The following is a 12,091-nucleotide window of genomic DNA, read 5'->3' as shown; positions in this document are numbered from 1 at the left end:
GCGCATCGGCCGGAGCCCGCCGACACCCCCAACGCCCCGACGCCCCCGGCGAATCCCCACACCTCCCCCAGGATCCGGGGCCGAGCCCCGGACACCGCACGGCCCCCGGCGCGAACCCACACGCCACCTCCCCAGGGTCCGGGGCCCCGGAAGAACTCACCCGCCCCCGAACACCGGTGCCAGTACCAGCTCCGCCGCGCCCTCGACCACCGCGCGGGGCCCGGACGGGGCGACTCCCACCGGGGTCTCGCGGCCGGAGCGGGTGGCGTCCTCGGTGAGGACGGCGGACACCCCGGCCAGGTACGGGGCCGGGTCGGCGAGGACGGTGCGGCCGCCGAGCAGTACCAGGTCGATGTCCAGGAGCCGGACGAGGCCCGCGGCGCCGGTGCCCAGCAGGCGGGCCGCGCGGGCGGTGTCGCCGGCGGCGACGGCCGCCAGGCACAGCGCTTCGAGGCAGCCGCGGCCCCCGCACGCGCACGGCGGGCCGTCGAGTTGCAGCACCTGGTGTCCGAACTCCCCGGCGCCCGTCCGCGCGCCCCGGTGCACCGCCCCGCCGAGCACGAGCCCGGCGCCGAGGCCGGTCCCCAGGTGCAGGCAGGCGAAGGACTCCACGGGTGTGCCGGGCCCGCCGGGCCCGGACAGCCGGCGGAGGAGTCCGAGGGCGGCGGCGTTGGTGTCCTTGTCGACGGCGACGGGCAGCCCGAGCCGCTCCGCCAGCGCGTCCCGCAGCGGGAACCCGTCCCACTGCGGGAACCCGGTCACCCGCCGCAGCACCCCGCCGCGGTGGTCGAGGGGTCCGGGCACGGCGACCCCGGCACCGAGGAGGGTGTCGCGGGGGACGTCCGGTCCCAGCAGACCGTCCACCTCCGCCGCGACGGCCGTGAGCACCGTCTCCGCCCCCGCCCCGAGGTCCAGCGGCGCGGTGCGGGTGGCGAGCTCCGTCCCGGCGAGGTCGACGAGTGTGACGGTCAGGGTGTCGCGGTCCAGGTGCGCGCCGATCGCGTGCCCGGCGGCGGGGAGCAGGCGCAGGACCGTGGCCGGCTTGCCGCCGGTCGAGGCGCGGCGGCCCGCCGCGTCCGCGAGGCCGGCCGCCCGCAGCCGTGCGGTGATCTTGCTGACGGCCTGCGGGGTGAGCCCCGTACGGTCAGCGAGCTGGGCGCGGCTCGCGCCCTGCGCGCCCGCCGCGCGCAGCAGGCCGAGCACGAGCGCGGTGTTGTGGTCGCGGAGCGCGGCGAGGTTGGCGCCGGGGGCGGGGCGGGTTCGGTGCACACCCCTATTCTCCCTGCCGCTTGCACTTAGGCAACAGCGTTGCCAAAGTGGGGGCCATGGACGGCACCCCCACCCCCTCCCGCACCCCGCTCCGCGTCGGCCTCATCGGCTACGGCCTCGCCGGCTCCGTCTTCCACGCCCCGCTCCTCGCCACGACCGAGGGCCTGGCCCTCGACACCGTCGTCACCGCCAGCCCCGAGCGGCAGCGGCAGGCCGTCGCCGAGCACCCGGGAGTACGGACCGTCGAGCGCGCCGAGGCCCTCTTCGAGCGGGCCGGCGCGCTCGACCTGGTCGTGATCGCCTCCCCCAACCGCACGCACGTCCCGCTCGCCCGCGCCGCCCTCGCCGCCGGGCTGCCCGTGGTCGTGGACAAGCCGCTCGCCGCCACGGCCGCCGAGGCCGAGGAGCTGGCCGCGCTCGCCGAGCGGCGCGGGCTGCTGCTGAGCGCCTTCCAGAACCGCCGCTGGGACAACGACTTCCGCACCGTGCGGCAGCTGCTGGCCGACGGCGCCCTGGGCGAGGTCCGGCGCTTCGAGTCCCGCTTCGAGCGCTGGCGGCCCACGCCCAAGGGCGGCTGGCGGGAGTCCGGCGACCCCGCCGAGCTGGGCGGCCTGCTGTACGACCTGGGCAGCCACGTCGTCGACCAGGCCCTGGTGCTGTTCGGCCCGGCCGCCGCCGTCTACGCCGAGGCGGACGTGCGCAGGCCGGGCGCCGAGGCCGACGACGACACCTTCATCGCGCTCACGCACGCGAGCGGGGTGCGCTCCCATCTGTGGGTGAGCGCGACGGCCCCGCAGCTGGGGCCCCGGTTCCGGGTGCTGGGGAGTACGGCCGGCTATGTGAAGTACGGGCTGGACCCGCAGGAGGCCGCGCTGCGTGAGGGCCGGCGGCCCGGGGACGGGCCCTGGGGGGTGGAACCGGAGTCCGTGTGGGGACGGCTGGGCGCCGGGGAGTCCCCGCTGTCGGGCGGCGGCGAGCCCGTACCGACGCTGCCGGGCGACTACCCCGCGTACTACGCGGCGATCGCCGAGGCCCTGCGCACGGGCGGCGAACCGCCCGTCACCGCCCGGGAGTCGGCGGCCATGCTGCGGGTGCTGGAGGCGGCGCGGATCTCGGCGGCCGAGGCGCGGACCGTACGCCTGGGCGACGGCGAGGGAGAGGCCGCCACCGCACGCGGCTGACGCTCAGTCGGCCGGCGTCTCCTGCTGCCGCGACCGGTACAGCACGAACATCGCCAGCCCCGACCCGGCGACGACCAGCGCCCCGCCCAGCAGCAGCCGGGGGTTCATCGGGGGCCCGCCGCGGGCCAGTTCCCGGCCGGGCGCCCCGGGGCGCGGGGCGGGGGCGCCCAGGGCGCCGGGCGCGTTCTGGGAGCCCGACGCGCCCGGGGCGGCCACGGCCTGGCCCGCGTCGTCGGCCCACGGCCTGGGGAAGCCCGGCACCTTCAGCGCGCACAGCAGCAGCACGGCGACCAGCAGCGCGCCGATGAGCAGCGCGTCCCCCACGGCTCTCGTCAAGGCCGTCAGGCCGGCGGTGCGGCGCCTGCCGCGCAGGTTCTCGACCATGTCGAAAATATGCACAGCGCGAGGCGGCTTCCCGGGCAGCACACGCGGCCGTTCCCCCGAACGCTCCCGGGCCCGCGCTCAGGCGTCCTTGACCTCCTGGCGCTGCCGGCCCAGCCCCTCGATCCGGAGCTCCAGCACATCGCCGGCCCGCAGATACGGCTTGGGGTCGGGCAGCGCCATCGCCGCGCCGGCCGGGCTGCCGGTGTTGATCACGTCCCCGGGGTGCAGCGTCATGAACTGGCTGATGCGGCGGACGAGATACGCGACCGGGAAGATCTGGTCGGCCGTGGTGCCGTCCTGGCGCACCTCGCCGTTGACCCACAGCCGTACCCGCAGCGCCTGCGGGTCGGGGATCTCGTCGGCGGTCACCAGCCACGGGCCGAGCGGGTTGAAGGTCTCGCAGTTCTTGCCCTTGTCCCACTGCCCGCCGCGCTCGAACTGCCAGCCCCGCTCGGAGACATCGTTCGCGATCGCGTATCCGGCGACGGCGGCGAGCGCCTCCTCGTCCGTCTCCAGGTAGCGGGCGGTGCGGCCGATGACGACGGCCAGCTCGGCCTCCCAGTCGGTCTTGGTGCCGCCGCGCGGGATGCGCACGGTGTCCTCGGGGCCGACGACGGTGTCGGGGGCCTTGAGGAAGAGGACCGGTTCGGCGGGGACCTTCGCGCGGGTCGCGGCCGCCAGGCAGCGGTAGTTGAGCCCCACGCACACGATCTTGCCGATGCGGGTGAGCGGCGCCCCGATCCGCAGGCCCGCCGGGTCCAGGGCGGGCAGGATCCGGGCGCCGGCGGCGAAGCGGACGCGCTCCAGCGCGGTGGGGTCGGCCAGCAGCGCGCCGTCGATGTCGCGCACGACGGGCGACAGATCGCGCAGGGTGCCCTCCTCGTCCAGCAGTGCCGGACGCTCGCCCCCCGCCGGTCCCACACGCAGCAGCTTCATCGGTACAGCTCCCGTGGTCGAACATCGGACATCGGGCGATCTTGCCGATCGTCCAATTTCGGAGGGCCTCTCCGCAAGCCCTGTTTCGGCCGACGGGCCCGGGCGACCAGCACAGATCCGCCGCCTGTCGGGCCCTGTTCGGGCCATCTGCCGTAGATCCGCGGGGGGTTGGCGTACGGGCGCTCCCGCCGCACGCGAACAGCGCCCGTACCGCCCGTACCGCTCTACCGCCTTCGGACCGGGGCGGGCTCCGCCGGGGTGTCCGGGCCCGGGTCCCGCGCCAGTACCTCCTCGTCCGGCCGGGGGTCCGCCGGACGCGGCCCCAGCCAGGAGACCGCGAGCGCCACCGCGAGATTGACCGCCAGGGCGAGCAGGCCCGCGTTCACCCCCCACAGCGGGTCGCGCCCGGTGAAGACCAGCACGCACACGAGGGTGCCGCCCGCCACCAGCCCGCTCACCGCGCCCCACAGCGTCAGCTTCCGCCACACCAGCCCGAGAAGGACCATCGGGACGAGCTGGGCCATGCCCTCGTAGGAGATCAGCGAGAGCCGTACGAGGGTGTTGGGCGCGGTGTAGGTCAGGACGAGCGCGAGCGCGCCGGAGGCCACCACGACGGCCTGCGCCGCGAGCCGCTGCCGCTGCGGACGGCCGCTGAGCGCGGGTACCCGGCCCAGTACGCTGCGCCCCCACATCGTGCCGATGACCAGCATGAACACCGCCATCGGCACGATCGAGGAGAGCGCCGCCGCGACCCCGACGAGGCCGACCGCCCACGCGGGCAGCGAGTCGACGACGAGCTTGAACAGGGCCAGGTTCGAGCCCGCGCCGGTCAGGGACGGCACCACGAACAGCGCCGCCATGCCCAGCAGCATCGGCACGAACAGCAGCACGTTGTAGAAGGGCAGCAGCACCGCGTTGCGGCGCAGGGCGTCCGCGCTGCGCGCGCCCAGATAACCGGCCACCGTCGTCGGGAAGATGACGACCGTCAGCGAGTTGAGGAAGCTGGTGGTCGCGAACCAGGTGCCGTTCAGCCCGCTGCCGCCGTGCCCGGTGAAGGTCAGCCACTGCGGTTTCTCCGCCACCAGCCGGTCCAGGAACGGCCCGTAGCCGTCGAAGTAGTGCACGGGCACGTACACGGCGAGGAAGCCGAGGGTCACGATGACGAGCACGTCCTTGAGCACCGACACCCACGCGCTGCCGCGCAGTCCGCTGACCACGACGAAGCCCGTCGTCACCGCGAACGCCAGGAAATAGCCCCAGTTCAGGCTGATCGCCCCGTAGGAGATCGTCGAGACGACGACGCCCATGCCGGTGATCTGCAGCTGGATGTACGGCAGCAGACACACCGTCGCCAGCACCGCCACCGCCGTGCCCAGCCAGGGCCGGCCGTAGCGGTGGGCGACCATGTCGGTGATCGAGACCAGGCCGTGGCGGCGCGCGTACGCCCACAGGGTCGGGCCGACGACATAGCCGATCGCGTAGCCGCAGGACATGTAGGCGATCACGTACAGCACGGGGGCGCCGTGGTTGTAGCCCCAGCCGGCCGCGCCGAGGTAGCTGAAGCTCGTGTAGCCCTCGCCGGCCATGAGCACCCAGATGAAGACGGTGCCCAGGCTGCGGCCGCCCACCGACCAGTCGGCGAGCCCGCCGCCGGAGCCCCGGCCGCGCGCGGCCGCGAGCCCGAGGGCGACGGTCAGCACCATGAAGACCCCGAACACCGAGGTCGCGACGGCGGCGTTCACACCCGCCCCCGCCTGCGGTCGCAGCGCCGCGCCAGCAGCACGGCGAGGGGCGTCAGCAGGGTCGCCAGCAGCAGCCAGAAGAACAGGAAGGGCAGCCCGAGCACGGTCGGGGTGATCCGGTCCACCAGCGGCAGGGCGCCCAGGTAGAGCACGTAGGGGATCAGCAGATACAGCACAGCCGGACGTTTCAGCACGTCCAGACCCTAAGGGGTTGCCGGCCCCCGGAACCCCCGGCCCGCCCCCACCGCAGGGCGACCGGTCCTCGGCCGCAGGACGCCCGGGGCCGGCGGCCCCGCGCGTCACCACGCGCCGTGCCGACCGCCGCCCGCCGGGGTCCGTCCCGCCCCGGTCCCCGGCGGCCCCCGCCGTCTACGCCCCCAGCAGCCGGGACACCGTGTAGATCGCCAGGCCCGCCAGCGCGCCCACCACCGTGCCGTTGATCCGGATGAACTGCAGGTCGCGCCCGATGTGGGCCTCGATCTTGCGGGAGGTGTGCTCGGCGTCCCAGCCCTTGATCGTCTCGGTGATCAGCGCGGTGATCTCGTCCCGGTACGCCGTCACGACGTGCACCGCCGCGTCCTCCAGCCAGGTGTCGACCTTCGCCCGCAGCCGCTCGTCCGCGGCGACCCGGGCGCCCAGCGACAGCAGCCCCGCCCGCACCCTCAGCCGCAGCTCGCTGCGCTCGTCCTCGGCCGCCGCCACGACCATCGCGCGCACCGACCCCCAGGCCGAGGCGATCAGGTCCTGCACCTCGCCCCGGCCCAGCACCTCGGACTTCAGCCGCTCGACGCGCTCCCGGGTGTCGGTGTCGGACTGCAGGTCGCGCGCGAAGTCGCCGAGGAAGCGGTCGACCGCGCCGCGCGCGGGATGCTCGGGCATGTCGCGCATCTCGGAGACGAAGCGCAGCAGCTCCTTGTAGACGCGCTCGCCGACCTTGCGGTCCACGAAGCGCGGCGTCCAGCCGGGCGCGCCCCCGGTGACGGCGGTCATCACCGAGTCGCCGTGCTCGACCAGCCAGTCGTGGGCCCGTACGCACACCAGGTCCACGACCCGGCGGTGGCCGCCGTCGGCGACGACCTTCTGCAGCATCGCGCCCAGCCCCGGCGCGATCTCCTGGGCATCGGCGCGCCGCGTGATGGCCTCGCTGACCACGGCCTGCACGTCCGAGTCGCGCAGCACGGTCAGGGCACCGCGCAGCGCGGTGGCCAGCTCGGCGGTGACCCGGTCGGCGTTGGCCGGGTGGGCGAGCCAGCCGCCGAGCCGGGAGGCGATGCCCACCGAGCGCAGCCGCTCGCGGATCACCTCCCCGGAGAGGAAGTTCTCCCCGACGAAGTCGCCGAGGCTCCGGCCGAGCTGGTCCTTCTTCGTCGGGATGATCGCCGTGTGCGGGATGGGCAGGCCCATGGGGCGCTTGAAGAGCGCGGTGACGGCGAACCAGTCGGCGAGCGCGCCCACCATGCCCGCCTCGGCGGCGCCCGCGACATAGCCGGCCCAGGCGCCCGCGCCCTGGGACTGCGCCCAGCGGGCGAGCCCGTAGACGACGGCGACCGCCACCAGCAGCCCGGTGGCCAGTGCTTTCATGCGCCGCACTCCGCGCCTTTTCTCCTCGTCCACGGGGCTGTGGACGAGCCCTCCGGCGGGCATCATCCGGCCGGGGCCGGCCGGCGCGCCATCGTGCGCGCCGCCGGAGGAGCCATCAGCGGACCCTGCCATCCACACCACCCGTTCCCGCAGTCCTCACATGCAATTGTCACTGTGCCTGGACTTCCGGCGCGGCCGCGGAGTTCCCGCCGCCGGTCCGCCGGACGGCAGTCGGCCGACAGGCCGGCTTTCCGGGGAGCGTGGGATCATGGAAACGCCCGATCGGCCCCACCGGCCTATCCGTCCCGGCCGCGCCCCTCAGGAGACCCGTATGAGAACGCCGGAGCGGCACCGCGGCACGGGGTACGCGCTGCTCGCCGCGCTGGCGGCCGTGGCCGTCCTGGTCTCGGCGGCGATATTCGTGGGGGCCGGGGGCCTGCGCGGCGGGGCCGCCTTCGAGCGGGGCCCGCGCGAGGCGCACGGCACGGCCGCCCCCGCCACCGCCGGGCAGTGGATCGCCACCTGGGGCACGGCCCCCTCCGCCGCCGAACCGGCCGCCGGCCGCGGCTTCGCCGGGACGACCGTGCGCAATGCGGTGCACGCCAGCGTCGGCGGCACCGCCGTGCGCATCCGGCTCTCCAACCTCTACGGCAACCGGCCCCTGGCCGTCACCCACGCCTCGATCGCACTGGCCGCCCGCCCCGGCGGCCCGGCGGCGGAGGACGGCACCATGCGCCGCCTCACCTTCGACGGGCAGCCCACGGCCACGGTCCCGGCCGGGCAGGCGCTCACCAGCGACCCCGTGCTGCTGGCCGTGCCGGACGCCGCCGGACTGCTGGTGAGCACGTACTCGCCGACATCCTCGGGCCCGGCGACCTTCCACTACCAGGCCCGCCAGACCTCCTACCTGGCGCACGGCGACCAGACCGAGGACCCCGGCGCCGCCTACACCCTCAAGACCCCGTTCTGGCGCTATCTGACCGGCGTGGACGTGTGGACGCAGCAGGCGCAGGGCACCGTCGTCGCGTTCGGCGACTCCATCACCGACGGCGTGAACTCCACCCCGAACGCCAACCACCGCTGGCCCGACTTCCTCGCGGCCCGGCTGCGCGAGGAGCCCGGCGCGCCCCGCTACGGCGTGGTCAACGCGGGTATAAGCGGCAACCGCGTCCTGCTCGGCAACAAGGGCCCCGCCCCGCAGAACAACCCCAGCGCCCTGGACCGCTTCGACCGCGACGTGCTGGACCGCTCGGGCGTACGGACCGTGGTGGTGCTCCTCGGCGTCAACGACATCCTGCGCTCCCCCCGGCAGACCGACCCGCACCGGATCGTGGCGGGCCTGGAGCAGCTCGTGGAGCGGGCGCACCGGCGCGGGCTGCGGGTCGTCGGCTCGACGCTCATGCCCTTCGCCGGGCACAGCGGGCCGCAGCAGAACGCGGTACGGCAGGGCGTGAACGAACTGATCCGCGCGGGAGGCGTCTTCGACGTCCTCGTGGACCTGGACGCGGCGATGCGCGACCCGGCCGCCCCGCAAAGACTCAAGGCCGCCTACGACTCCGGCGACCACCTGCACCCCAACGACGCCGGCTACCGGCACATCGCCCGCACCATCGACCTGAGCGCCCTGCGGCCGAGCACCGTCACCGCCCTCTGACGGCCGCCGCCCAACGGCCCCCGCTACTCAAGAGACTTGCGGCGCTCGCCCTCCAGACGGCGCTCCTCGTCGCGCCGCTCGCGCTCCAGCCGGTGCTCCTCCCGCTCCTCGCGGGCCTTGCGGGACAGTCCGACACCGCCCCAGAACGCGAGTCCGGTGATGCGCACGCGCGGGGCGCCCGGGGTGCCGCCGCCCGCCGAGCCGTGGTCGAAGCCGCCCATGATGCCGATACCGCCGACCTGCACCTCGATCTCCGGCGGGGCGATCACGTTCACCCCGCCCATGACGGCGAAGCAGCGGATCTCCACGTCCCGGTCCTCGAACCGGGCCTCGCGCAGGTCGATTTCACCCCCGCCCCAGAACGTGAAGGCGGTGAAGCGGCGCGGCACCGTCCAGTTGCCGCGGCGCACGAAGCCGCCCATGACGCCGACGCCCGTCCGGGACGTCGCCGTACCGCCGACGCGCGCGGCCCAGTCGCGCTCCTCCGGCTGCGCGGAACCCGCGGCGGAACCGGTGTCGACCACCGTGCCGGACACCGGCAGATCACGGACGAGCGGCTGCAGCTCGCCGTGCGTGCGCGCCTTGTAGGCGGCGTCCAGGCGCTGCTCGAACTCCTCCATGGTCAGCCGCCCTTCGGCGACGGCCTCGCGCAGGGTCTCGGCGATCCGCTCGCGCTCGGCGTCGGAGGCCCGCATCTCAGGAAGTTCGCTCGTCATGGCGCACAGAGTAGCGAGCCGCGGCCAACTCCCCGTACGCCGCGGTCCCCCGGCCCCCGCGCACGCCGCGGAACCGGGTACGCGCCGTGACGTCCCGCTCCGTGTCGCGGTTTCACTCTCCGGAGTGGTCGGTCTGGCCCGGACGGCTAATCCGGCACCGTCCGGGGGCGCCACGCCCCGCCGGTGCGAACGTGTGATGCGACAGTGGGCGGCGGGGCCTTGCGACGCACCGCGCACCGACCGACACGAGTACCGCCCAGCCGTGCACCCCGGCGGCGGCCGAGGAGTCCCTGAGGACCATGAGCGACGAGCAGTCACAGCAACAGCCCGCCGGCCGTGGCACTCCGGCGTCCTGGACGCCGCCCAGGAAGAACGGCGGGCGGACCAGGCGCACCGGCTGGCGCCGGCTGCTGCCCACCTGGCGCATGGTGCTGGGCGCCTTCCTGCTGATCGTCCTGCTGATCGCGGGCGGGCTGATCGCCGGCTACATGCTGGTGGACATCCCGCCCGCCAACAAGGCCGCCGTCGCCGAGAGCAATGTCTTCCTCTACTCCGACGGCAGCCAGCTCGCCCGCGACGGCGAGGTCAACCGCGAGAGCGTGCCGCTGAGCAAGGTGCCCAAGGCCGTGCAGCACGCCGTACTCGCCGCCGAGGACCGGGACTTCTACTCGGAGTCGGCCGTCAACCCCGAGGCGATGCTGCGCGCCGCCTGGAACACCGTGACCGGCAAGGGCAAGCAGTCCGGCTCCACCATCACCCAGCAGTACGTCAAGAACTACTACCTCGGCCAGGAACAGACCATCAGCCGCAAGGTGAAGGAGTTCTTCATCGCGATCAAACTCGACCGCGAGGAGAGCAAGGACGACATCCTCGAAGGCTATGTGAACACCAGCTACTTCGGCCGCAACGCCTACGGCATCCAGGCCGCCGCCCAGGCCTACTACAGCAAGGATTCGGACAAACTCGACGCCGCCGAGGGCGCCTACCTCGCGACGCTCCTCAACGCGCCCAGCGCGTACGACATCGGCGCGCACCCCGAGAACCGGCCGCGCGCGACCGCCCGCTGGAACTACGTCCTCGACGGCATGGTCAAGAAGAAGTGGCTGACGAAGTCCGAGCGGGACGCGATGAAGTTCCCGGTGCCGGGCAAGTCCAAGCCGCGGCTGGGGATGTCGGGGCAGCGCGGCTATCTCGTCGAGGCCGTCAAGGACTACCTCACCAGCAACAAGATCGTCGACGACCAGACGCTGGCCGCGGGCGGCTTCCGTATCACCACCACCATCGACAGGAAGAAGGAGGACGCGTTCGTCAGCGCGGTGGAGCGGCAGCTGATGGACGAGCTGAGCGACACCCGCAAGGTCGACCGCTACGTACGGGCCGGGGGCGCCTCCGTCGACCCGAGGACCGGCCGGGTGGTGGCCCTGTACGGCGGGGTCGACTACACCAAGCAGTTCGTCAACAACGCCACCCGCCGCGACTACCAGGTCGGCTCCACCTTCAAGCCGTTCGTCTTCACCTCGGCCGTGCAGAACGGCTCCACCACCCAGGCGGGCCGCCCCATCACCCCGTACACGGTCTACGACGGCACCAACAAGCGCCCCGTGCAAGGCCCCAAGGGGCCCGTCGGCTACGCCCCGGCGAACGAGGACGACAAGAGCTACGGGCAGATCACCGTCACCAAGGCCACCGACCTGTCCGTCAACGCCGTCTACGCGCAGATGGCCCAGGACATCGGCCCGCGCAAGGTCCTCGACACCGCCGTCGCCCTGGGCGTCCCCGAGAAGACCCCGGGCCTGAACCCGTACCCGTCGATCGCGCTCGGCGTCGCCACCGCGAGCGTGCTGGACATGGCACAGGCGTACGCGACGCTCGCCAACCACGGCCGCCACGGCCCGTATTCGCTCGTCGACAAGGCCACCAAGGGCGCGGAGAACGTGCAGTTGCCGACCGTGGAGACCAAGCGGGCCGTCACCCGCGAGGCCGCCGACACCACGACCTCGATCCTCAAGAGCGTCGTCGACAACGGCACCGGCTCCGCCGCGCAGGACGCCGGGCGGCCCGCCGCGGGCAAGACGGGCACGGCCGAGGAGGACCGGGCCGCCTGGTTCGCCGGCTACACCCCCGAACTCGCCACCGTCGTCGCCGTGATGGGCCAGGACTCCGACACCGGCGACCAGAAGTCGCTGTACGGGGCGGCCGGGCGGGACCGGGTCAACGGCGGCGGCTTCCCCGCGCAGATCTGGGCCGCCTACACGGCCGACGCCCTCGACGGGGCCCCGATCACCGACTTCGACCTGGAGACGGAGAACGGCGCGGGCATCCCCTCGCTGGAGCCCTCCAGCTCCTCCGCGCCGCCCACGGGTCCCTCCGGCCCGCCGAGCGGACCGCCGACGGGCCTGCCGCCCACCGGACCGCCGCAGCAGCCCTCCTTCCCGCCGGAGCCGCCGACCCTGCGGCCGCCGACGGGCCCGCCGGGGCCGCCGACCGGACCGCAGCCGCCGGGGCCGCCGCTGCTGCCGTTCGGCCCGGGCGAGCAGAAGGAGGGCGGCGGCCGGGGCGGGCACGGCCTGGACCGCGACTCGCTCCTGGGCGACTACTGAGCCGACTGCCGCGGCGGCCGCCGGGCGC

10 protein-coding genes are annotated in these 12,091 nt (G+C 74.4%); 3 read left to right on the top strand and 7 right to left on the bottom strand.

From position 1 onward, the window contains the following. Nucleotides 1-156 precede the first annotated feature (156 nt). Nucleotides 157-1,269, bottom strand: coding sequence for an ROK family transcriptional regulator (locus ACFP1Z_RS21885; protein ID WP_390318553.1), 1,113 nt, complete (start codon nucleotides 1,267-1,269; stop codon nucleotides 157-159). Nucleotides 1,270-1,325: 56 nt separating this feature from the next. Between ACFP1Z_RS21885 and ACFP1Z_RS21880 the strand changes: the two genes are divergently transcribed. Continuing rightward, complete coding sequence (locus ACFP1Z_RS21880; RefSeq protein WP_390318551.1) at nucleotides 1,326-2,450, top strand: Gfo/Idh/MocA family protein; 1,125 nt, start codon at nucleotides 1,326-1,328, stop codon at nucleotides 2,448-2,450. Between the two features lie 3 nt (nucleotides 2,451-2,453). On the opposite strand, the gene ACFP1Z_RS21875 is transcribed toward ACFP1Z_RS21880, so the two are convergent. The 5 genes from ACFP1Z_RS21875 to ACFP1Z_RS21855 all read right to left on the bottom strand — a co-directional run bounded on the left by ACFP1Z_RS21875 (nucleotide 2,454) and on the right by ACFP1Z_RS21855 (nucleotide 7,159). Further along, nucleotides 2,454-2,834, bottom strand: a complete 381-nt coding sequence (locus ACFP1Z_RS21875) for a hypothetical protein (RefSeq protein WP_390318549.1) — start codon at nucleotides 2,832-2,834, stop codon at nucleotides 2,454-2,456. A 78-nt stretch (nucleotides 2,835-2,912) separates the two neighbouring features. Then, nucleotides 2,913-3,770, bottom strand: coding sequence for a fumarylacetoacetate hydrolase family protein (locus ACFP1Z_RS21870; protein WP_390318548.1), 858 nt, complete (start codon nucleotides 3,768-3,770; stop codon nucleotides 2,913-2,915). A 224-nt stretch (nucleotides 3,771-3,994) separates the two neighbouring features. Then, nucleotides 3,995-5,512 (bottom strand): sodium:solute symporter family protein, encoded by a 1,518-nt coding sequence (locus ACFP1Z_RS21865; RefSeq protein WP_390318546.1) that lies wholly within the window; start codon nucleotides 5,510-5,512, stop codon nucleotides 3,995-3,997. Beyond that, complete coding sequence (locus ACFP1Z_RS21860; protein ID WP_390318544.1) at nucleotides 5,509-5,706, bottom strand: DUF3311 domain-containing protein; 198 nt, start codon at nucleotides 5,704-5,706, stop codon at nucleotides 5,509-5,511. The genes ACFP1Z_RS21865 and ACFP1Z_RS21860 overlap by 4 nt, the downstream gene beginning before the upstream one ends. Nucleotides 5,707-5,881: 175 nt before the next feature. Further along, complete coding sequence (locus ACFP1Z_RS21855; protein WP_390318583.1) at nucleotides 5,882-7,159, bottom strand: DUF445 domain-containing protein; 1,278 nt, start codon at nucleotides 7,157-7,159, stop codon at nucleotides 5,882-5,884. Between the two features lie 265 nt (nucleotides 7,160-7,424). Here ACFP1Z_RS21855 and ACFP1Z_RS21850 point away from each other — a divergent pair, with 265 nt between their 5' ends. Beyond that, nucleotides 7,425-8,747 carry an SGNH/GDSL hydrolase family protein gene (locus tag ACFP1Z_RS21850; RefSeq protein WP_390318542.1) on the top strand — a complete coding sequence of 441 codons (1,323 nt, stop codon included), beginning with the start codon at nucleotides 7,425-7,427 and terminating at the stop codon, nucleotides 8,745-8,747. 23 nt (nucleotides 8,748-8,770) lie between these two features. Here ACFP1Z_RS21850 and ACFP1Z_RS21845 read toward each other — a convergent pair whose 3' ends face one another. Continuing rightward, nucleotides 8,771-9,463 carry a DUF1707 SHOCT-like domain-containing protein gene (locus tag ACFP1Z_RS21845; protein WP_390318540.1) on the bottom strand — a complete coding sequence of 231 codons (693 nt, stop codon included), beginning with the start codon at nucleotides 9,461-9,463 and terminating at the stop codon, nucleotides 8,771-8,773. Between the two features lie 299 nt (nucleotides 9,464-9,762). Here ACFP1Z_RS21845 and ACFP1Z_RS21840 point away from each other — a divergent pair, with 299 nt between their 5' ends. After that, complete coding sequence (locus tag ACFP1Z_RS21840) at nucleotides 9,763-12,063, top strand: transglycosylase domain-containing protein (protein WP_390318538.1); 2,301 nt, start codon at nucleotides 9,763-9,765, stop codon at nucleotides 12,061-12,063. Nucleotides 12,064-12,091: the final 28 nt, after the last annotated feature.

Source organism: Streptomyces gamaensis, assembly GCF_042656465.1.
In the GTDB taxonomy this organism is placed as follows: domain Bacteria; phylum Actinomycetota; class Actinomycetes; order Streptomycetales; family Streptomycetaceae; genus Streptomyces; species Streptomyces gamaensis.
Note: the sequence above shows the minus strand (reverse complement) of the source record. Positions and strands in the feature narration are given on the sequence as shown.